Annotated in this window: 18 protein-coding genes; 2 read left to right on the forward strand and 16 right to left on the reverse strand. The window is 46.2% G+C overall.

From position 1 onward, the window contains the following. Positions 1-4: 4 nt before the first annotated feature. The 15 genes from rnc to gatC all read right to left on the reverse strand — a co-directional run bounded on the left by rnc (position 5) and on the right by gatC (position 19223). Positions 5-706 (reverse strand): ribonuclease III, encoded by a 702-nt coding sequence (rnc, locus tag FT12353_RS01660; protein ID WP_203617555.1) that lies wholly within the window; start codon positions 704-706, stop codon positions 5-7. A gap of 120 nt (positions 707-826) precedes the next feature. Then, positions 827-2191 (reverse strand): phosphoglucosamine mutase, encoded by a 1365-nt coding sequence (gene glmM / locus FT12353_RS01665; protein ID WP_059393504.1) that lies wholly within the window; start codon positions 2189-2191, stop codon positions 827-829. Between the two features lie 58 nt (positions 2192-2249). After that, positions 2250-3272: a CdaR family protein gene (locus FT12353_RS01670; protein ID WP_203617558.1), complete on the reverse strand. Its 1023-nt coding sequence runs from the start codon at positions 3270-3272 to the stop codon at positions 2250-2252. Continuing rightward, the gene (gene cdaA, locus FT12353_RS01675; protein WP_203617561.1) at positions 3269-4093 is read right to left on the reverse strand and encodes a diadenylate cyclase CdaA; all 825 of its coding nucleotides are present in this window, start codon (positions 4091-4093) and stop codon (positions 3269-3271) included. The genes FT12353_RS01670 and cdaA overlap by 4 nt, the downstream gene beginning before the upstream one ends. 2 nt (positions 4094-4095) lie before the next feature. After that, a complete protein-coding gene (locus FT12353_RS01680) occupies positions 4096-6195 on the reverse strand; it encodes a cation:proton antiporter (RefSeq protein WP_203617564.1) in 2100 nt (699 codons plus the stop codon). Between the two features lie 3 nt (positions 6196-6198). After that, on the reverse strand, positions 6199-7077 hold the full coding sequence (gene murB / locus FT12353_RS01685; RefSeq protein ID WP_203617567.1) for a UDP-N-acetylmuramate dehydrogenase: 879 nt from the start codon (positions 7075-7077) through the stop codon (positions 6199-6201). 128 nt (positions 7078-7205) lie between these two features. After that, a complete protein-coding gene (locus FT12353_RS01690) occupies positions 7206-7691 on the reverse strand; it encodes a YehS family protein (protein ID WP_203617570.1) in 486 nt (161 codons plus the stop codon). 83 nt (positions 7692-7774) lie between these two features. Beyond that, entirely contained in the window at positions 7775-9898 is a 2124-nt protein-coding gene (gene mutL, locus FT12353_RS01695; protein ID WP_203617584.1) for a DNA mismatch repair endonuclease MutL, read from the reverse strand. After that, the gene (gene mutS / locus FT12353_RS01700; protein ID WP_203617587.1) at positions 9891-12626 is read right to left on the reverse strand and encodes a DNA mismatch repair protein MutS; all 2736 of its coding nucleotides are present in this window, start codon (positions 12624-12626) and stop codon (positions 9891-9893) included. Before mutS ends, mutL begins: the two co-directional genes overlap by 8 nt. 93 nt (positions 12627-12719) lie before the next feature. Beyond that, complete coding sequence (locus tag FT12353_RS01705; protein ID WP_203617589.1) at positions 12720-13316, reverse strand: GNAT family N-acetyltransferase; 597 nt, start codon at positions 13314-13316, stop codon at positions 12720-12722. A gap of 66 nt (positions 13317-13382) precedes the next feature. Continuing rightward, positions 13383-14768 carry a 23S rRNA (uracil(1939)-C(5))-methyltransferase RlmD gene (rlmD, locus tag FT12353_RS01710; RefSeq protein WP_203617591.1) on the reverse strand — a complete coding sequence of 462 codons (1386 nt, stop codon included), beginning with the start codon at positions 14766-14768 and terminating at the stop codon, positions 13383-13385. A gap of 2 nt (positions 14769-14770) precedes the next feature. Further along, the gene (locus tag FT12353_RS01715) at positions 14771-15835 is read right to left on the reverse strand and encodes a diacylglycerol kinase family lipid kinase (RefSeq protein WP_203617593.1); all 1065 of its coding nucleotides are present in this window, start codon (positions 15833-15835) and stop codon (positions 14771-14773) included. Positions 15836-15988: 153 nt separating this feature from the next. Continuing rightward, entirely contained in the window at positions 15989-17440 is a 1452-nt protein-coding gene (gene gatB / locus FT12353_RS01720) for an Asp-tRNA(Asn)/Glu-tRNA(Gln) amidotransferase subunit GatB (RefSeq protein WP_203617595.1), read from the reverse strand. A gap of 11 nt (positions 17441-17451) precedes the next feature. Beyond that, entirely contained in the window at positions 17452-18915 is a 1464-nt protein-coding gene (gene gatA / locus FT12353_RS01725; RefSeq protein WP_203617597.1) for an Asp-tRNA(Asn)/Glu-tRNA(Gln) amidotransferase subunit GatA, read from the reverse strand. Next, positions 18915-19223 (reverse strand): Asp-tRNA(Asn)/Glu-tRNA(Gln) amidotransferase subunit GatC, encoded by a 309-nt coding sequence (gene gatC / locus FT12353_RS01730; RefSeq protein ID WP_047974212.1) that lies wholly within the window; start codon positions 19221-19223, stop codon positions 18915-18917. The genes gatA and gatC overlap by 1 nt, the downstream gene beginning before the upstream one ends. Before the next feature lie 299 nt (positions 19224-19522). Here gatC and rpsO point away from each other — a divergent pair, with 299 nt between their 5' ends. Together rpsO and rpsT are read left to right on the forward strand one after the other, a co-directional pair. Continuing rightward, positions 19523-19792, forward strand: coding sequence for a 30S ribosomal protein S15 (gene rpsO, locus FT12353_RS01735; RefSeq protein WP_047974261.1), 270 nt, complete (start codon positions 19523-19525; stop codon positions 19790-19792). Positions 19793-19838: 46 nt separating this feature from the next. Next, positions 19839-20090 carry a 30S ribosomal protein S20 gene (gene rpsT, locus FT12353_RS01740; protein WP_047974211.1) on the forward strand — a complete coding sequence of 84 codons (252 nt, stop codon included), beginning with the start codon at positions 19839-19841 and terminating at the stop codon, positions 20088-20090. A 142-nt stretch (positions 20091-20232) separates the two neighbouring features. On the opposite strand, the gene FT12353_RS01745 is transcribed toward rpsT, so the two are convergent. Further along, entirely contained in the window at positions 20233-21156 is a 924-nt protein-coding gene (locus FT12353_RS01745) for an aldo/keto reductase (protein WP_203617599.1), read from the reverse strand. Positions 21157-21189: the final 33 nt, after the last annotated feature.

Consider the following 21189-nt stretch of genomic DNA (forward strand, 5'->3'; position numbering starts at 1 on the left):
TATGTTATTTGGCAGTTAAATCTTGATAGGCCTTTTGTGCGGCCGCCTTTTCCGCATCCTTGATGGACTGACCTGACCCATGGGCCAAAGTCTTGCCATCGACCGCAACAAAGACTTCAAAGATCTGACTGTTGTCTTCGTTACGAATTTCATTCTCAATTTGATAAGTAATATCAACAGATCCCTGAGCCTGCAACTTTTCTTGCAAGCGGGACTTAAAGTCAATAAATTGGTCAAAGAAGTTTTCATCGATGGCCGCAAAGACCGTTTGGTTCAACAATGAAACCACGGCAGCCTGGCCCTGATCTAAGAACAAGGCCCCGATAAAGGCTTCCCAGATATCCTCCAAAAGTGAAGGACGTGACCGGGCACCGTTCATTTCCTCACCCTTCCCCAAACGAATGGCTTCGTTAAGGTGGATGACTTGGGCGAAGTGAGCAAAGGACTTTGTTTGAACCATGGTGATTCGCATTTCAGTCAATTGGCCTTCATCCCAATCAGGATAACGCTTAAAGAGGTATTCCGTCACCGTTGCCTGCATGATGGCATCACCCAAAAACTCGAGCCGTTGGTAATCCCGGCCCTGTTCCTTAGGGTGCTCATTCAAGTAATTGCGTTGGGTCAAAGCCTCTTGCAAAAGGTTTAAGTTATTAAAACTAATTTGAAACTTTTCTCTTAAAAAGTTACTAAAGTCAGATGGTGACAAGGTGTTTTCCTTTCAAAATTCAGTTGTTTTTATTATAACAGATTTTTAGGTCAGCTTTTGTTGCAAAACAGGGCAAAAAAACCAAGGATCAGCACTTTGGCTTTCCTTGGTTTTTAACTTTTATTTTTCAGCTTCAACAACTTGAACAATTGAATCAACATAGGCGCTGACCAACTCTTCAGTTTTGGCTTCCGCCATTACTCGCACAATTGATTCCGTCCCGGAAGGACGAACCAGTACTCGACCATCACCGGCCATTTGCTTTTCAACCTGGTCAATCTTAGCCAACAGGGCTGGATTTTGCATCATTGCTTGCTTATCCGGCACCTTCACGTTCACTAATTTTTGTGGATATAATGTGACATCGGCTGCCAATTCTGACAGTGACTGCCCAGTCTCCTTCATCACAAAGAGCAATTGCAAGGCCGTCAACAAGCCATCCCCAGTCTTGGCCCAGTCACGGAAAATAATATGACCGGACTGTTCACCACCAAGGTTGTCATCATCTTCAACCATCTTTTCCATGACATAGCGGTCACCGACCTGAGTCTGGACAGATTTGATTCCTTGAGCTTCCAACGCTTTATAGAAACCAATGTTAGACATCACAGTTGAGACCACAGTTTGGTGCTTCAAACGGCCTTGGTTGTTCATAAAGCGGGCAGTGATATACATAATCTTATCACCATCCACAATTTCACCGTTTTCATCAACAGCGATTAAACGGTCTCCGTCCCCATCAAAGGCCAAACCAGCTGAGAACTCCCCTTCTTTGACCATATCAATCAAAGCTTCTGGATGAGTCGAGCCAACCTGGTCGTTGATATTCAAGCCGTCTGGTTCTGTCCCCATTGTTTTGAAATCAGCTCCCAAATCTGCAAAAAGACGTGGTAGAAGGTCAAAGGTCGCCCCATTGGCTCCATCTAAGGCTAACTTAAAGCCAGATAAGTCACCAGGGATAGTCTTCTGTAAGAAAGCCAAGTATTTCTGAGCACCTTCTTGGTAATGAGAAACAACACCCAACCCCTTAGCGCTTGGTCGCGGTAAGTCTTCATAGCCATCGCCGTCTAAGAGTGCTTCAATTTCGCTCTCAAGTTCATCTGAAAGCTTAAAACCGTCTTGGCCAAAGAACTTAATACCGTTATCGGCGGCTGGATTATGGGATGCCGTAATTTGAATGCCGGCATCCGCTTCCAAAGCTTCAACCAAGTAAGCAACGGCTGGCGTAGTAATGACGCCCAAATTCAACACGTCAACGCCCACAGAAAGCAAGCCGGCAATCAACGCCTCTTGCAACATTTCAGAAGAAATCCGAGTATCTTGACCAACGATTACAACTGGGCGTCGATCAGGATTATCGTTGTGGCGAGTCAAAATTGCCCCACCAGCACGACCGAGTTTCAAGGCTAATTCAGGCTTTAAGCCTTCATTAGCAATGCCTCGGACCCCATCTGTTCCAAAGTATTTTAACTGCGATTCTGTCATTTTTTATTTATCTCCACTTATGGTTGGCCAATAATTTTTAGCGCAAACAAATCAGACCTTATGACTTTGGACTAATCGTCACCTGAACACCTTGATCCGACAGGCTATCAACGCCACTCGGTTTCGTCAGGCTCACGGTCTTGGTTACTTTGCTAGTAATATTGGACAGGTCCAGACTAACAGGCAAAGAATCAATGCTACTTAGTGTATCACTTGAGCCAGCAATTGTCACGGAACTCGGGCTGAAACTAATGTTAAAATTGTCCGTTGAACCGTCACTCGCCTGACCTACTAAGCTCACTTTCTTAGTAGTTGACGACGACCCGCTCGTACTTGATTGTGAACTGCTACTACTGGCACTGGAACTAGAGCTTGAACTCGATCCAGAACTAGAAACCGTCATCGACACTTGGGCCGTTTGCTGCGATAAGGTTACCTGAACAGCATCGCCATTCTTATCGTAAGCCGTTAATTTAGTCGATTGTGTCACGTTAGATTTGGTGCTCTTGTTTAAGGCTACATCGGCACCAACATGATCAACAGCTTCCACGTTTTCCTTTGGTCCAGTGATTGTCACTGTTTTGGGATCAACCGTTGTGTTGGTCACCTGGTAGCCAGAAGCAATCTTTGAATCATCATACTGAACTTGAACATCCTTCTTAGCGGAATCCTTTTCTGCCAAGGTGACTGTTACAGTCTGAGGACTGGCGGTCGCTGTCAACGATGAGCTAACACCAGTCAAAGCAACGTTAACAGTATGTTGTCCAACCCCTAAGCCACGCAAATCAGCCACAGCTTGAATTTCATTATGACTTTGAGCCGCCGTTACTAAGGCTGATGAACCCTGAAGGGTCACACCAACAGAACTTGGCGCCCCAACAATGACATAATCTGAAGAATTAAATTGTACCGTCAAAGGTGACGTAATCGTTGCCTTTTTTTCAGGCAACAGCGATGTATACTGATTATTATTCGATCCCGAGTAGCTCGGCTTTGTTGACAAAACATAAGCGGTAATTAAGAGTGCCAACAAAAATGAAAAAGCCACGTTCACGATTTTTGATGAAGTCCACTTATTCATGATTTCTTCCCCCGGAACATTTGTCCCAGCAAGGATTTCTTGCTCTTCTTACCAACTGGCTCAATCCACTGCTTTTCAAAGAAGTTTAAGTAGGAGTCGCGATCCATATTGCGCAGCAAGTCTCCCCGCTGGGTAATGGAAATTTCACCAGTTTCTTCTGAAACAACCACCGTGACGGCATCTGTTGCTTCTGAAATTCCAACAGCTGCTCGGTGCCTAGTTCCCAATTCCTTTGGAATTCTCGTTGATTCCGATAGTGGCAGGTAGGCAGCAGCAACCGCTACCCGGTCATTGTTAATGATCACCGCCCCATCATGCAAAGGCGTATTGGGAATAAAGATATTAATCAATAATTGCCCTGTCACCTTGGCATCGAGGGTAATCCCAGTCTTAATATACTCTTCTAGAGTATCTTTGCCATTAATCGTAATCAAAGCACCAATTCGACGCTTTGACATATACTCCAAAGCCATATCCAAGCCCTTAATCAATTCGCGCGCCTGTTCATTGTCAATGTGATGGCGACGAACCGTTAAGCGCCGACCCAAATTTTCAAGGCCACGTCTGATTTCTTGTTGGAAAATAACGACCAGGGCAATTGGTGCCCAAGTGATCAATTGATCCATTAACCAAGAAACGACAACCAGGCCGGTATACCAAGCGACGACCTTGATTAAGATAATGGCACCAACTCCAAAAAGGATTTGTAATGCACGGGTTCCTTCAACAAAGGTAATTACCTTATACAACAAGAACCAGATAATCAATACATCTAATAGGTGAACCAGGTTACTACTGGTCATGTATGCCCAAATTCCCATTTCTACTCCTCATTGCGGCCAACCAAAACTCTGGTTTCCGCATAGTTTATTACTTGTCTTAAATTGATACTCGTTTGCCGTGAGATCCGTTTTTGCTCATAGAGTTGCTGGGTGAAATCTCGTTCCGCATTTAGTGCCTTTAATTCCAGCTCTAATCGCATGCGATCGTCTTCTTCTTGTTGATCAAATGTCGAGACCGCCTTGGTCTTTTCAATTTGAAAGCGGTAGATCACAATTAAATTATACGCTTCTTGCCGTAAAACGCGCTGCATCACGGTATCACCAACTTGTTTCTCCACATATGCTGAGATGGCCGCAATCCCAGCCTTTAGTAGTTCACGAGTGGCATGGTCGGCCTCTTCTTGCACCCGATCATTTTCTTCTTCAGCCAGCCAAATTCGCACCTTAACGGCCAAACGACGCAACAACCACTTTAATCGCTTATTAGCAAAGAAATCACGAGTTGTTCCCAAATCAGCCTCAATTTGATCAAGACGCCGATCTTGCAAAGAATAGGTAATGGGCGTAATTTCTTCATCAACTAACAATTGTTGGAGGCGATTACGTTCCGCCTTCAAAGCGACTTCCTGTAACTCCAAGTCCTTCTCAGCGGCAAAATCATGTTGATCCTCATCCTCATGAAGCTTCCGTCGTAATTGGCGGACTTTTTTTTGCCGCCGAGTGATTAGTTCATGGACAATTCGCCGATTTTGATTATTTTGCACATCCCGTAGGGCCTGAATGCCAACTCGCATAATCCAGAGGCGTGCCTGATCTTCTGATAAATCAGCCCGGTGTTCCTCCGGCAAATCATCATCAACCTCCGTTGCGCCTTCCGGTTGAGTGAAATCGTGCTTCGTTGTCTGCTTCGTCACAACTGGTAGCATGACAGAAGCCACTACCAAAGAAAAAATGACCACTACCGCCGCAATAAAAATCATTAAATCACGGCCAATAAATAGCTCGCCTTTGTAGGTGACCACAGGGATAGTCAAGACCGCGGCCATCGTAACAACACCTCGAACCCCTGTCAAACCCGATACAATGGCTGATTTAAAAGAAACCACCTTCGCCTTATGCCGCAACCTCTGGCCGATTTGAATGGCCAAAGCCCACAACACGCGTAAAGAAAAGATGATAAACCAGACTAGTAAGCCGTAAGCCAATGCCTGTAAGTTGGAAATATTGGTATCTTCTAAGATGTTGTGCAAGGCATTTGGCAAGGTAACGCCAAGTAAGACAAAGATTAGGCCATTTAAGACGTAAACTAAGACCTCCCAAGCGTGGACCGAAACAATCGTTGCTTCGGCCGATAAAAGACCAACGTGGCGGTCATTTAAGATTTTGGCAGTAATTCCACCCGTCACAACGGCAATCAAACCAGAAGCGTGCATGGGATACTCAGCTACCCAATAAATAATAAATGGTAGCAAAATTGTAATCACTGTATAGAAAACAACATCAGCTAAGCCAAAGCGTGAGACGGAATCCCGCAGCCAAATAATCAGCGCCCCAATAATAACGCCGGTCACAATCCCGGCCATGGTCATCCAAGCAAAGTTTAACAAAGCATCCGTTAATAAGAAAGTCCCAGCTACTACTGCTTTGATAGCCGTATTAAACGAAACCAAACCGGTCGCATCGTTGACCAGGCTCTCTCCTGTCACCACATGTAAAAGGTTTTCAGGGAGTTTAACCCGTTTGGCAATCGCTTGCACCGCGATTGGATCCGTTGGGGATAGCACAGCTGCCAATGCCAGCGAAGCAGCAATCGGTAATTCTGGAATCAAAAAGTGAATCAACCAGCCACCCAAAATCGTTGTCACTAAGACGAGCCAAATGGCATTCATCAAAATTGGCACCCTCAATTTCCACAATTCCCTTTTTGGAAAGCGCCAGGCGTCGTTAAACAGAATCGGAGCCACAAAAAGCATCATAAACCAGTGGGAATCGACTTCGATATAGGTGCCACCAATCGTGGCCAATAAAAAGCCAATCACAATTTGAAACAGTGAAATCGGGACGGCTGGAACAAAGTGAGAGATGATGCTTGAGATGGCGACACCAATCACTAAGACAATCATTAACTCAATAATATCCATAGGCTACCGATCTCCTAAAATACGAACTTCAGGTTCTAGGCGAACATGGTTCTCCTCAAAAACTTTTTCTTGAACAAGGTGAATTAAGTCTTCATAGTCATTACCCGTTCCTTGATCCATGTTGACCATAAAACCGGCATGCTTCTTCGATACTTCAACTCCACCGACACGTGTACCTTGCAATCCGGCATCCATAATCAACTTGCCAGCGAAGTAGCCAGTTGGTCTCTTAAAGACGGAACCATTCGATGGCCATGACAAGGGTTGCTTGTTGGCACGGGCAAGGTTAACCTGATCCATTTTTTCTTGAATAGCCTGTTGGTCACCAGGTGCCAGGTCAAAGGTTGCCTGGACGATAACCCCGCCGTTTTCCTGAAAAACAGAATGACGGTAGCCAAACTCTAATTCATCCTTTGTAAAAGTCTTTAAGCTTAAATCAGGCATCACTGCTAATACAGAGGAAACGACCATATCGGCTTGTCCACCATAAGCACCGGCGTTCATGAAGACCGCCCCACCAACGGAGCCGGGAATCCCAGCCGACCATTCCAATCCAGTTAAGGACTTATCACGGGCTAAGGCGGCCAACCAAATAATGTCACAGCCAGCCTGGGCTAGCAGTTGATTATTTTCTTGCTGAACGGCCTTGAGTTCGGTCGTCAAAATCACCAAACCTCGTAGGCCACCAGAACGAACCACCAAGTTTGACAGCCGACCAAAAACATGAACAGGTAGGTGTTCTTGCTTGGCCCAATCCAGCAAGGCGGTCAACTCAGCTATTGAAGTCGGAATCGCCAAATAATCCGCTACGCCACCAGCTTGAGTATAGGCATAAGGTGCAATTTCTTGCTCTTTTTGTATTAAACCTTGGGCAATTTGCATAGTATTCTCCATTAGTATCCTATCTTCTCTATCATACCAAACTTTACCGTTTTCATAGGAAGAAAAAAGACGGCGCAAGAGCACCGTCTTTCTTGAATTCGTTTCAGCTATTCGGACAAAAAATCACCTTAACGGTACTTCTTGCCCATTCCTGCTAGCAGCTTGCGTAAATAACGATCGCCAGCTGGTCGGTAATTCCGGTGGTCAGGGCGACGCAATATCGCCGATAATTCACCATTTGAGACCTTCGCCCCTGCCAATGCCAATAATTGTTGCAACTCATCTGATGTGTAGGACATGGCAATTTTGATTTTCTTGATGGCAACATTATTGACCAAATCAGCCTTGGTCATATCAAAGGTAGGTGGCACTACTTGCCCATCTTTGTTCAGGCGTTCACCACGCTTATCAATCACCAAGCCATTCAAAAAAGCCTCCAAATCATGAGCCGAAAGTGCCTGATCTGGTTGACTATCATCTTCTTGTTTGGTCAAAATTCGGTCTAAATCCTTTTGCGTAATTTTGACACCACCCATGGCAAAAAGTCGAATGACATCTTGATTAGATAAATCAAGGGCATAGCGCAACCGAATTATTGTATCGTTATAGTTCATGAATTTTCCTTTGAAAATACGGTTAGTCGAGCAAATTTCTCACCCGAAATAAAAAGTTCATTATAAATATTGCCTAAACCAGCTTAAAATGGATGGGTATCGTACGTCTGCCACGATCCATGTGAATCCTGGATACGCTTAAACATCCGCTCCATCTCCTTCAGAGTAAACGAAGTCAAAACTGGCCGACCATGAGGGCAATTATATGGATTTTCAGCTTGTGCTAAATCACGTAAGAGCGTCTTCGCTTCTTCATCTGAAATATGCCAATTGGCCTTAATCGCCCGCTTACAAGACATCATAATCGCAGCCTTTTCACGAAAGGCTGCTACAGTAAGCTTACCATCATGAAGCACCCAGTCAATCATTTCTTCAATGGTGCTTTCAGCCTGATCAGCTAAAATCCAGGCCGGATGCTCATACAAAGCAATCGTATTTGGCCCAAATTCTTCCAGGTGCAAACCAACCTGCTCAAAAATTGCATGAAAATCAGCAATCTTTAACATATCTGCGGTCGAATAAGTCAGAGTAATCGGAGCCAGCAATTGCTGCTGGTCCTCGCCTACCTGGCCAACCACCCGTCGATAATACTCATAATTCAAGCGTTCTTGAGCGGCATGCTGGTCAATTAAGTACAAATGATCCTGGTCTTGGGCAAAAAGAAAGGTCCCGTGCATCTGACCAATATAATCCAAACTAGGAAAACCCGTCTTTTTGTTGGCTTCATCACTTAAATCCAAATCTTGGTTAACTGGCTTAGGAGCCGCTTTAGGCTGGTCCTGATTTTGCTGCCCGCTCAGCCCGTCGTTTTGCTGTGAATCGAGATCCAATCCCATGGCCTGGCTGGCTAGTGCAGCCAGACCAGTATCAGCATGAGCATACAGGCCACCATTCACTTGGGCATCGCTAGTTGACGGGTCAGTGGGAACATCTTGCTGGTAAGCTGCTAACGGTTCAGCAACCTTCGACTGAGGTTGGTCTTCGTCCGCAAAAGCCGGCCGGTATTCTTCTTTGGCATAACGGCTGGCAAAATCAGCAACTTTCACATCGGCTAGTTGGTTTTCGTCGTCAATCTCAACCACCCGGTCAGCCTTAACCGGAACAGAAAGGACCTCTTTGGCCGACTTCTTCACGGGAACGGTCGACTCATCTACCGCTGCACCCGAACTTTCCTCTGTCTCACCCTGTCCCAAGTTATCAAGTGCAGCAGGAATCAGGTTTTCACCACTCAATCGGTCGGCAATGACCTGCGTAATCAGCTCCGTCAGCTCCCCCTCTTCACTCAAACGAATCTCGGCCTTCTGAGGGTGAACATTGACATCAACCAACAGTGGGTCCAGCTCAATATTGATGACACCAATTGGAAAACGGCCAACCATCAATTTTGAACCATAACCTGTACTAATCGCATTTGAAACAGAGAAATTTTTGACAAAACGGTGATTTACCAAAACGGCAAAATAAGACCGGGAAGACCGGGTCTGTTCTGGTAAGGACAAGTAGCCATTCACCTTAAAATGGTCAGAAGCGCCCTCAAAAGCAACCATTTTTTCAGCCGTTTTTCGGTCATAAACAACTGCCAAGACCTGCCGCAAATCGCCATTACCCGGTGTTCTCACTAAAGTCTTACCATTATGACTCAGTGTCAAGGCAACATTTGGGTAAGCCATGGCCAAGTGATTGATGGTTTCCACCATCAGAGACATCTCGGTCTGTGGCTTTTTCAAATACTTTAGCCGAGCCGGTGTATTGTAAAACAGCGAGCGAACCGCCACAATGGTCCCAAAGCGACCGGCGGTTGGACCTTCTTGGGCCACCTGGCCACCTTTGACCTGATAAAGGAAACCGGTTTCAGCTGTCTGAGTCCTGGTCTGCAAAGTAACATCAGCAACCGCCGCAATCGATGGCAAGGCTTCACCACGGAAACCCAAAGTCATGATATTAAACAAATCATGCCGGTCTTGTATTTTCGAAGTCGCGTGGCGAACAAAGGCCAGTGGTACTTCTTCTTGATCAATTCCCTGACCGTTGTCGATCACCTTAATTAAATCTAGACCACTATTTTCAATCACAACTTCCACTTGAGTGGCATTAGCATCAATCGCGTTTTCAACCAATTCTTTGACCACGGAAGCGGGACGTTCAATCACCTCGCCGGCCGCAATTTGGTTGGCCAATAATTCAGGCAGTTCATGAATTTTAGTCATTTTCTTGCCTCATTTCCTGTAATTTGGCAATCAAGTTCAGGGCTGCCAACGGAGTCAACTGGTTAAGGTTCACCCGATCGAGTTCATCAAGGGCTTTCTGGTCAGCCGGATTAATTGGATCCACTTCTACTGGTGCTGGCATTTCCTTAGCAGGCGCAATCTCAAAGAGCGGGATATCTTGTGCCAAACCATCTCCAATTGGCAGTCCCCCAGTTGAAGCACTCGTCACCGCTTGACTAGCAGTGCTAGTAACAGCAGCGTTTGAATTCACAAAAGACGTCTCTTCAACACCTTCTACTTGCCCCGCTCCCTGCGCTTCCAAGGCCTTTAAAATCGACTCGGCATTTGTTAAGAGCGACTTAGGTAATCCTGCCAAGGCAGCTACCTGGATTCCATAAGAACGGTCGGCTGCTCCTGGCTGAACCTGGTGTAAGAAATGCAAGGTCCCATCGTCTGTTAGCTGCGCCCCAACATGGACGTTTTGAATGGCCGGATGACTAGCTGCCAAGGCCGTTAACTCATGGTAGTGGGTCGCAAAAATCGTGGTCGCATGGAGATTTTGATCCAAGTACTCAATAATTGCCTGTGCCAAAGCCATTCCATCATAAGTGGCCGTACCACGTCCTAATTCATCAAATAAAATCAGTGACTGTGAGGTTGCACCCTGCAACGCCAAGTTTGCCTCGGCCATTTCAACCATAAAGGTTGACCGACCGTTAACAAGGTCATCATTGGCCCCTATTCGGGTAAAGATTTGATCAAAGATTGGTAAAATCGTCTCATCGGCTGGCACGAATGCCCCCATTTGGGCCAACACCACGATTAAGGCAACCTGGCGCATGTACGTTGACTTACCAGCCATATTCGGTCCGGTTACCAGTTGAATCTTGGTTTTTTCGTCAAAGAAGACATCATTGGCAACATATTCACCGGGTCCCAAGAGAGATTCAATCACCGGATGACGGCCCTGCTTAATCGTTAATGCCCGGTCGCCATCCGTTTTAAACGATGGCTTGGTAAAATGACGGTTTTCAGCAACATCAGCCAAGGCAGCCAAAACATCAAGTCGGGCAATCTTTTGCGCTAAAGTCTGCAATCGACTGATTTCTTCCTTGACCTTGGCGCGGATAGCCAAGAACAAGTCATATTCACGGTCAAAGCGTTTGGTCTGCGCCGCAAAAATTAGGTCCTCGTGTTCCTTCAATTCAGGCGTTGTAAATCGCTCAGCATTCGTCAATGTCTGTTTGCGATGGTAACGTCCCTCTTCTAATTTATCGAGGTTCACCTTAGTCACTTCGATAAAGTAACCAAAATTTTTGTTGTACTTGACCTTTAAAGTCGAAATGCCAGTCGCTTCTTGTTCTTGCTTTTGATAAGCTGCTAGCCAATCTTGGTTATCGGCCAAGGCCTGGTTGTAAGAATCAACCAAATCATCATAACCCGGCTTAATTAAATCACCATCACGAACTGAAATTGGTGGTTCAGGAACAATGGCTTGGTCAATCAGGCTCGCCAAATCAAGTAATGGGTCGATTTCTTCCCCAGCAGCCTGCAAGATTGGGTTAACATGGTCAGCCTTCAAGGCAGCCTGCATGTCCGGTACCGCCTGAAGCGAGCGCTTTAGTTGCACCAAATCACGGGCATTAATCGTCCCTAAAGCAGCCTTAGCGGCTAAACGTTCCAAATCATAAACGTACTTTAATTGGTCCTGGACTGTTCCTCGGGTGAAAAAGTCATCCTTAAAAGCAGCCACGGCATCCTGGCGGGCCTGGATTTTCTCCAAATCCTTCAAGGGCTTAATCAGCCACTGCTTCAATAGCCGACCACCCATGGCCGTCTTCGTTTGGTCTAAGAGCGCAAAAAGAGAGCCAGTCTTTTGCTTGGTGCGCGCATTTTCAACCAAATCCAGGTTGACCCGTGTCACCTGGTTAAACACCAAATAGGCCTGGCGCTCATATGTTTGAACCGGCATAATGTGGTCCAAAGACCGCTTTTGCGTATCAAATAAGTACTGAAGGAGCAGCCTAGTAACCGTCTGCTTGGCAGTATTTTTTAAATCTTTCGTTAAATAAGTAATTGTAGCGGAAGGCTGAACGGGTCCCTGATAGGAAACGACCAGTCCCTTTTCGCCAATGGCATCCGCCAATGCTGGAGTTGAAAAATCGCCCTCTTTTGCTAAGACGACTTCCTTCACCTCCAAAGCGCCTAATTCATCTAAAACGGCGCTCTCATCCATCAATTCCGTTGCCTTCAGTTCACCGGTTGAAAGGTCGATATAAGACAAGGCAAAAGCTGCCTGGTCGGCATCCCCCGGACGTGATCCGGTTGCCACCACAGCAGCCAAAAAGTTATTATCCTTGCCATCCCCATTCTTTGAGGAGAGCTTCGTCCCCGGCGTAATTAACTGGACAACATCCCTTTTAACCATCCCCTTAGCCGTTGCCGGATCTTCCATTTGCTCAACAATGGCCACCTTATGGCCCGCATCGACCAAGATGTCGATATAGGCTGACACAGCATGGTGAGGAATTCCGGCCATTGGAATTGGTTCAGCCGAATTTTTATTCCGTGCCGTTAAAGTTAACTCGAGAATTTTGGCCCCTTTAATCGCATCATCTTCAAAGAGCTCATAAAAATCGCCCATTCGGTAAAACACGAAGGCGTCGGGGTATTGGTCCTTAATTTGATGGTACTGCACCATCATCGGGGTTGGTTCTTTTGTCGCCATGAATGGCCCTCCTCTTAACAGTTTTTAAACGATGTTACCGTTGTTCTTGCCTTTCACTGCCATTTGACGAGTCAGATTGACAAAAGACTTTTTTTATTCACTAATTTGATAACCATCTTTTAATAAATCAGCAAAGCTCACCACCGGCTTTGGCTCTGCTGGATAATCCAAAACCGCTTTTTGCATCCAGACCAAATCGTACCAAGTATCAAACTTATAGCCAATCTGGTCAAAGACGCCAACATAGCGGTAGCCCATGTGCTCATGAAAATCACGACTATTTGATGTCAGATGTTCATCATCGACCTTTGGCACGGCGATGCAGGCATTCACATTGATAATGTTTTGATCACGAGAAATTTGCTCAATAATTTTGTACAGGCGCTTACCTAAACCATGGTGACGCTCGTCCTGGCGAATATAAATTGAGGTTTCAACCGACCAGGCATAGGCTTGGCGTGAGCCCATCGGACTCGTATAAGCATAGCCCAAAATCACGCCATCCAAAACGGCCACGATGTATGGATGCGTCTTTAACGTTGTTTCAATCCGTGCTTGAAACTCAGCAACCGTCGGTACATCGTACTCAAAGGTGATGGCTGTTTCTCGAATGTAGGGCGCATAAATCGCTAATAATTCGGCCGCATCGGCTACTATTGCTGGACGGAAAATAATTTGATCTGTTGCCATGGTGATACCTCATCCTAAAAAGTATTTGAAATAAGAAAAGCCTACTTGTCAAACTGACAACTAGGCTTATTTTGTCAGCACTGCCACTGCTTCCACATGAGTTGTTTGTGGGAACTGATCAACCGGTTGGATAGCACCCTCAAGGGCATAGCCATGGTCCACCAAATCCTTAATATCACGTACCATCGTCGCTGGGTTACATGAGACATAAACCAAGCGCTTTGGGCTGATTTCACTAACGGCTTCAATAAAATCAGCTGTTAAGCCCTTGCGAGGCGGATCAACAAAGACAACATCCGCCTTGAGGCCTTCTTCAGCCCACTTGAGCATCTGACTTGGCGCATCGGCCGCAACAAAGTGGCTATTGGTGACCTGGTTAATGCGTGCGTTTTCCTCGGCATCGTTAATGGCTGCTTCGACCAATTCGACCCCATAGACTTCGGCCACATCGTTCGCCACAGTCAAGGCAATCGTTCCGATTCCACAGTAGGCATCAATCACGATATCGATTTTCTTCAATTCAGCCTTTTCCTTCGCCAACTGGTAAAGCTTAGCAGTCGTTTCGGGATTGACCTGGTAGAAAGAATTAGGGCCAATCAGGTACTTCTTGCCCAGCAAGATATCCTCAATGGCTGGCTTTCCCCACAAGACCTGATTTTGATAGCCCATAATCACGTTTGTTTGGGCCTTATTGACATTTTGAATCACCGATTCAAGCTTTGGCAAACGCGCCCTTAGTTCTGCTGCAATGGCCTCTGCTTCTGGTAACTTCTTGGTTTTCGTCACCAAAACAACCATTAATTCACCGGTTGCTTTACCAATTCGAGCCATGACATGGCGGATAACACCGCGGTCCTCTTCTTCATCGTAGGCAGAAATGCCAAACTCTTGTAAGACATCCCGTGTCACGCGGATTGCTTCATCCACGGCCGGGTCTTGGATATAGAAAGAATCGGTCGGAATCAACTTGTGCGATCCACGCCGGAAAAAGCCGGTTTCTAGGCGACCGTTAATCATTCGCGCCGGTACTTGCGCCTTATTTCGGTAGTGGATTGGGTCCGCCATCCCAATTGTATCGGCCACCTCAACGTCGAGGCGGGCCTTCTTAAATAATTCCTGTACCTGGGACTTTTTCCAGGCCAACTGGGCCGGATAAGCCAAATTTGCTAGCGGGGCAATTCCAGTCGTTAAGGCCAACTGATCCGTTAATTCAACTCGGTCTGCTGATTTTTCCAACAAACGTTGTACACGGGCAAAGCCGTAATTTTTTAGGACCTTTGTCACCAAAATTTCGGCCTTTTCACCAGGAAGAGCATCAGTTACAAAGAGCGGAAAACCATCCACCTTCGCCACGCCAAGGCCTTGATAAGTCAAATCGGTCACTGAAGCAGTGATGACTTCATTTTTATGGACCGGAGCGGCCTGTTTAATTGTGCGGTTGGCTTTAGCCATGCTTAGTTATTTTCCTTCTCATCTGCTTTTGGTTCGTGCTGGGTCGCCTCCAGGGCTTCAACCTGTTCCACGAACTCTTCTTGAATCTTAGCATTCGTTGCATCCACGTCAATAGCTGACAAATCAGCAACGAATTCAATGTGCTGTTTTAAGTTCTCAAAGGTCATCGGCGCATCCCCACCATACTCACCATCAAGGTTCACCTTGATTGGGTGGTCATCTGATAGTGGTGTGATTTTAACCTTTGACGTCTTCTTATAAATCAGCTGTGGGTTATTCACGTGTGAACCGTTCAAAACCTGAGCGGCCAACTGCGTAATCTGCCACAAGTTAGCGGCCTTAACAATCAATAGCGTAAATTGACCGTCATCTAATTTGGCATCGGGCACGATGGATTCAAAGCCACCAACCGAATTGGTCAGGGCCAAGAAAATCATCGAGATGTCGCCATCATACTCGCCGTCATCATAAACAACCTTGGCCTTCACTGGTTCCAACCGGGTCAATAACTCGGCCCCCTTAACCAAGTAGGCCAAGTAACCATAAAGTGACTTCATCACGGACGGTACGGCATAAGTTACTTCGGAAAGCGTCCCCAAGGCAGCAATATTCATAAAGTAGCGGGCATCGGCGGGGGCCGAAATTTGCCCTTCCTCTTCCACTAAGCCACCTCGAGTCGAAATCCGACCGATATCCATCTTAATCGTCTGCCCTTTCAAAATCACCTTGGCAGCTTCCAATGGATCATCACGAGAAACCTTCAGGGCTCGGGCGTAGTCGTTGGTTGTCCCAGCCGGAATAATCGCGATTTTAGGCCGACGCTTCAAGGGCGCAATCCCGTTGACAACCTCGTTGATTGTCCCGTCACCACCAGCAGCTACGATTAAATCAAATCCCTCGAAGGCGGCTCGGGTCGCTTCCTTTTGTGCTGAAAAAGGTTCCGGAGTGGTGGCATAGGTCGATGTTTCGTACCCCGCCTCTTCATACACTCGGATAATGCCTAACATTTCCCTTTTCGCTGTTTCCCGACCCGAACTGGGGTTATAGATAATTCGTGCTCGTTTCATGACTCACCTGCAAAGCTTCCCGACCATTCCTACAATCAGTAAAGCCTCGACTTCCTCCTAAAATATATGTACAAAAGCCCGCAATGCGGTGCTTTTATGACAGTAACAAGGCCAACCACTTTGGTCAACCGACAATTACTGCTTGATTATTGGTTAGCGCTTGTTCAACTCGGCTAACAAAAGCCTGTTCAAGACACCAGGGTTGGCCTGACCCTTGGACTTCTTCATCAACTGGCCAATCAAGAAGCCAGTTGCCCGGTCCTTACCACCCTTAAAGTCTTCAATTGACTGTGGGTTGTCATCCAAGACCTCATTGATCATTGGTGTCAAAACGGCTGGGTCAGAAATCTGAACCAAACCTTGTGCCTTAGCGTAGGCTTCGGGCTCTTCACCTTCCATGATGGCCTCAAAGACCTTCTTGGCTTGCTTAGTTGAGATGGTACCGTCTTCAATTAACTTCACCATGCCGGCCAAGTTTTCAGGAGTCAAATCAGTATCCTGCAATTCAACCTGGTTCTTGTTCAAGTAGGCGTTCACGTCGCCGATTAAGTAGTTGGCAACACGCTTTGCAGCTGATTTTGAATCGGCTCCAGCATTGACAGCGGCGTCAAAGAAGTTCGCCATTGCCAACGTTTGCGTCAAAACTTCGGCATCGTATTGTTCCAAACCAAGGTCTTGTACATAGGCCACTTGTCGGTCCCCTGCTGACTTTGGCAATTCAGCTTGAACACGGTCAATCCAGGCTTGATCAATGTGGATTGGTGACAAATCAGGTTCTGGGAAGTAACGGTAATCATCCGCTACTTCCTTAACCCGCATCAAAAGCGTTGACTTGGTTGGCTCATCGTAACGACGAGTTTCCTGGCGAACCTTGCCACCAGAACGAATAACCTGTGCCTGACGACGTTCTTCGAATTCCAAAGCAGATTGGACATAGTGGAAGGAGTTAATGTTCTTCATTTCCACTCGTGTTCCATAGGTCTTTGACCCTCGTGGACGCAATGACACGTTGACATCAGCTCGCATCTGTCCTTCTTGCATCTTGGCTTCCGAAACACCCGTAAACAAGACAACTCGACGCAATTGTTCCAGGTAAGCGTAGGCTTCCTCTGGTGAAGACAAATCAGGCTTGGACACGATTTCAACCAACGGTGTTCCCTGACGGTTCAAATCAACGTATGAATAACCATCGGTACCGTGGGTGTTCTTTCCAGCATCTTCTTCAACGTGGAGTTCTTCAATCCCAATTCGCTTTACGCTACCATCAGGCATGTTAACGTCTAGGTAGCCGTGACGACCCAATGGTGTTCGCATTTGGGTTGTCTGGTATGACTTTGGGTTATCCGGATAAACGTAGTTCTTCCGGTCCCAACGAATGTCTTCTGTGATTTCAGCATGCAAAGCCAAAGCTACACGCATACCGTACTCAATAGCACCCTTGTTGGCAACAGGCAAGACCCCTGGGTAACCCCAGTCGATTACGTTAGTGTTTTCGTTAGGCGCATCCCCATAGTGAACGGGTGAAGGTGACAGCAGCTTAGAATTTGTCTGCATTTCAACGTGGACTTCAAGCCCAATGGTTGTTTCAAAATTTTCGTTTGCCATTTGTCCCCTCCTTATTTCCCTTCGACAACCGGATGTTGGTCGTAGAAGTGGTTTACTTGTTCAAAGGCATAAGCAACTTGGTAAAGGGTTGCTTCATCAAATGGCTTACCAATCAACTGCATACCGACTGGCATGCCACCATTAAAGCCAGCATTGATGGACAGTCCTGGCAAACCAGCCAAGTTCACTGGAATCGTCAAAACATCGCCCAAGTACATGGTCTTTGGATCACCGATTTCTTCACCAATACCGTAAGGTTGGGTTGGTGTCGTTGGGCCAACAATCAAATCATAGTCAGCAAAGACCTTATTAAAGTCTTCGATAATCAATGTTCGAATTTGAGCGGCCTTCTTGAAGAAGGCATCGTAGGCACCAGCTGAAAGGGAGAATGTTCCCAACATAATCCGGCGCTTAACTTCGTCTCCGAAACCTTCCGTTCGAGTGTTCTTATAAACTTCTTCCAATGACTTAGCATCTGGTGCACGGAAACCGTAACGGATACCGTCGTAACGCTGCAAGTTTGAAGAAGCTTCTGATGACATCAAGATGTAGTAAGCAGCAACCCCGTATTGCGTGTGTGGTAATGAAACCTTATCAACGGTTGCTCCCATGGCTTCTAATTGGACAATGGCAGCCTTAACCTGTGTGGCCACTTCATCTGAAATTCCTTCTTGGAAGTATTCTTCAGGAACGGCAATCTTCATGCCCTTGATGTCTTGACCAATCTTTTCGGCAAAATCAGGAACTTCCAATTCAACAGAAGTTGAGTCCTTCTTGTCAAAACCAGAAATGGCATTCAAAACCAAGGCGTTGTCCTTGACCGTCCGGGTCAATGGACCGATTTGGTCCAAAGATGAAGCCATGGCAAAGAGTCCAAAACGTGATACTCGACCATAAGTCGGCTTCATCCCCACCAAACCGTTGAAGGCGGCTGGCTGACGAATCGATCCACCAGTATCAGAACCAAGCGCATAAGGAACCTGACCAGCAGCAACAGCCGCAGCCGATCCACCAGATGAACCACCGGGAACCTTCGTGTGATCCCAGGCATTCTTCGTCTTCTTGTAGTAAGAAGTTTCGGTTGACCCACCCATGGCGAATTCATCCATGTTGGCCTTACCAACGATAACGGCACCGGCATCGTTCAACTTGGTTGTGACCGTTGCATCATAAACTGGCTTGAACCCTGACAAAATGTGGGAAGCACCCGTTGTTTCCAAACCGTTTGTGGCGATATTGTCCTTGATAGCCATTGGAATTCCAGCCAAAGGATTTGAGAAATCACCCTTTTCATCGACGGCACGAGCCTTGGCTAAGGCTTCGTCTTCGTGCATCCGGACGAAGGATTGCAAGTCTTCATCAGTTGCCTGAATGTTGGCCAAAGTTTCCTTGGTCAATTCTTCGGCCGTGATTTTGCCAGCTTTCAAATCAGCATTCAAGTCGGCTAAGGTCTTGTCAAAATAATTAAAAGTCATTAAGCTTCGTCCTCCCCGTTCAAAATAGCGGGCACCTTAATTAAGTCGGCTGCCTCGTCTGGTGCTTGGGCCAACAAAGCCTTCTTTTCATGCCAATTGTCCGCAACATCTTCTCGTAAATGGTTCACATTCGGTGTTACTGAGAAAGTTGGCTCGACATTGGTTGTATCCACCTCTGCCATCTTCTCGCACATTGCCACGATTTCCTGAAGTTGTCCAGTGAAGTGCTCAAGTTCCTGGTCGGAAAAGCTCAGCTTGGCCAAGTCAGCAACGTGAGCGACTTCTTCTTTTGAAATTGATGTTGCCATGGGGTCACCTGCCTGAAAAAGCGGATTTCTCCGTCTTTTTCAAGGCTATCCTTTCTGATGTAATTACTGTTCTATTCTACCATAAAAGCCCATAGTTGCCCCTGCTAAATGGCAGAATGCTTGCCAATTAAGAAAAGGATGAAGCTGATTTTCCCTTGAATGTCAAGGCATCCTTGATTTTTTTTGAAAAACCCGTATAATTAGTCATGTTGTCAAAACAACTGTCCAAGTCCTTAGATTAACGTCTCACCGTCGTTTCTCTCAGCACTTGGAGACATTTAAGAAAGGTGGAAATGATTATGGCCCTTACACAAGAACGTAAGAACGAAATCATGAAGGAATATGCCCGCCATGAAGGCGATACTGGTTCAGTGGAAGTTCAAGTTGCAGTTTTGACTGCTGACATCAACGAATTGAACGGTCACATGGAAACGCACAAGCATGATTTTCATTCACAACGTGGTCTTTTGAAGAAGATCGGTCGCCGTCGTAACTTGCTCCGTTACCTCCGTGGTACTGACGTTACGCGTTACCGTGAATTGATCAAGCGCTTAGGTTTGCGTCGTTAAGCTTTTGCTTACAAATAACCAGAATCAAATTTAAGGAGACGGACATATGCCAATTATTGAATCATCAATTCAACGAGTTCGTTTGAGTGCTAAGCAGCACGATCGTAACGAACCACAAAAGTCAGCTTACCGCACTGCCGTTAAGCGCTTCTTGAAGGCTGCCAAGGCCGGATCTGCTGATACTGCTGAAATGTACAAGCAAGTATCATCAGCTATCGATCACGCCCAATCAAAGGGATTGATCAAGAAGAACAAGGCTTCACGTCAAAAGTCACGTTTGGCTAAGTACGTAAAGTAATCAATTAATATTGATAAACGAAATCCCCCAACTCATAAAGAGTTGGGGGATTTTTTGTTGAGATCATTTATTTGCTAGCAAGTTGTCAACTATCGCTCATGACTTACACAATCATGACCAGCTGCTGATCTTCTAATCGTGATTACTTAAAAGCCGCAAACGCCTGATCAATTTGCTCATATTCGTCTTGCGTTAAATCAACATCCAAGGCCTTAACGTTTGCTTCCACCTGATCAGCATTACGTGCACCAGGAATCACGGCGCCAATGGCAGGGTTAGCAATGTACCAAGCCAAGATTGTTTGGGCAACAGTCACACCATGGCCACCAGCAATCGCCTTCACCTTGTCCGAGGCAGACAAAATGGTATTAAATTGGTCCTGGCTATATTGCTTTTCAAACTTAGCGTAATCGTCCTTCATGTACTTACCCGTCAAAAGGCCAGATGCCAATGGAAAATATGGAACAAAGGAAATCTGATTTTCATTTAAGTAAGCCCACTCATCCTTTTCGGCCCCACGGTAAACCAAGCTGTAGTGATCTTCGACAATATCAACTTGGTTATTCTTATTGGCCTCTTTAATCTGCTCAAGGCTAAAGTTTGACACCCCAATTGCCCGAATCTTACCGGCTTCCTTCAATTCGTTCAATGCCGCAACGGCCTCGTCTTTTGGCGTTGCTTCATCTGGAAAGTGGATGTAAAAGATATCGATATAATTGGTCTTCAAACGCTTCAAGGAGTCCTCGACGGCTTGCTTCAAAAATGCTGGACTGTTGTTAGGCTTATTACCGTTGCTGGCATCCTGAGCCCCCTTGGTCGCAATCACAATCTTTGATCGGTCATAATTTTGAATCACATCACCAATAATTTCCTCGGACCGACCTTCCCCGTACATATAGGCGGTATCAATCAAAACCACCCCTGCATCCAGGGCTTCTTTGACCAAGGCATAGCCGTCTTCATCTTTCAAACCAGGAAAAAAGTTGTGACCACCGACCTTGTTGGTCCCCAAACCAAGCTTAGTTGTCTTCACATCAGTCTTGCCAATTGTTACTTCTTTTGCCATGCGTTTCTTCCTCCTGAATCCGTTACGTGTGTT

The sequence above is a fragment of the Fructobacillus tropaeoli genome (assembly GCF_016860625.1).
In the GTDB taxonomy this organism is placed as follows: domain Bacteria; phylum Bacillota; class Bacilli; order Lactobacillales; family Lactobacillaceae; genus Fructobacillus; species Fructobacillus tropaeoli.

What these genes read in the sequence shown, in the direction of transcription:
- FT12353_RS01715 (WP_203617593.1), bottom strand. Translation starts at nt 15,835, where the DNA reads ATGAAACGAGCACGAATTATCTATAACCCCAGTTCGGGTCGGGAAACA.
- FT12353_RS01745 (WP_203617599.1), bottom strand. Translation starts at nt 21,156, where the DNA reads ATGGCAAAAGAAGTAACAATTGGCAAGACTGATGTGAAGACAACTAAG.
- gatC (WP_047974212.1), bottom strand. Translation starts at nt 19,223, where the DNA reads ATGGCAACATCAATTTCAAAAGAAGAAGTCGCTCACGTTGCTGACTTG.
- mutS (WP_203617587.1), bottom strand. Translation starts at nt 12,626, where the DNA reads ATGGCGACAAAAGAACCAACCCCGATGATGGTGCAGTACCATCAAATT.
- cdaA (WP_203617561.1), bottom strand. Translation starts at nt 4,093, where the DNA reads ATGGGAATTTGGGCATACATGACCAGTAGTAACCTGGTTCACCTATTA.
- glmM (WP_059393504.1), bottom strand. Translation starts at nt 2,191, where the DNA reads ATGACAGAATCGCAGTTAAAATACTTTGGAACAGATGGGGTCCGAGGC.
- rpsO (WP_047974261.1), top strand. Translation starts at nt 19,523, where the DNA reads ATGGCCCTTACACAAGAACGTAAGAACGAAATCATGAAGGAATATGCC.
- gatB (WP_203617595.1), bottom strand. Translation starts at nt 17,440, where the DNA reads ATGGCAAACGAAAATTTTGAAACAACCATTGGGCTTGAAGTCCACGTT.
- gatA (WP_203617597.1), bottom strand. Translation starts at nt 18,915, where the DNA reads ATGACTTTTAATTATTTTGACAAGACCTTAGCCGACTTGAATGCTGAT.
- FT12353_RS01680 (WP_203617564.1), bottom strand. Translation starts at nt 6,195, where the DNA reads ATGGATATTATTGAGTTAATGATTGTCTTAGTGATTGGTGTCGCCATC.
- FT12353_RS01705 (WP_203617589.1), bottom strand. Translation starts at nt 13,316, where the DNA reads ATGGCAACAGATCAAATTATTTTCCGTCCAGCAATAGTAGCCGATGCG.
- FT12353_RS01670 (WP_203617558.1), bottom strand. Translation starts at nt 3,272, where the DNA reads ATGAATAAGTGGACTTCATCAAAAATCGTGAACGTGGCTTTTTCATTT.
- murB (WP_203617567.1), bottom strand. Translation starts at nt 7,077, where the DNA reads ATGCAAATTGCCCAAGGTTTAATACAAAAAGAGCAAGAAATTGCACCT.
- FT12353_RS01690 (WP_203617570.1), bottom strand. Translation starts at nt 7,691, where the DNA reads ATGAACTATAACGATACAATAATTCGGTTGCGCTATGCCCTTGATTTA.
- rlmD (WP_203617591.1), bottom strand. Translation starts at nt 14,768, where the DNA reads ATGGCTAAAGCCAACCGCACAATTAAACAGGCCGCTCCGGTCCATAAA.
- rpsT (WP_047974211.1), top strand. Translation starts at nt 19,839, where the DNA reads ATGCCAATTATTGAATCATCAATTCAACGAGTTCGTTTGAGTGCTAAG.
- mutL (WP_203617584.1), bottom strand. Translation starts at nt 9,898, where the DNA reads ATGACTAAAATTCATGAACTGCCTGAATTATTGGCCAACCAAATTGCG.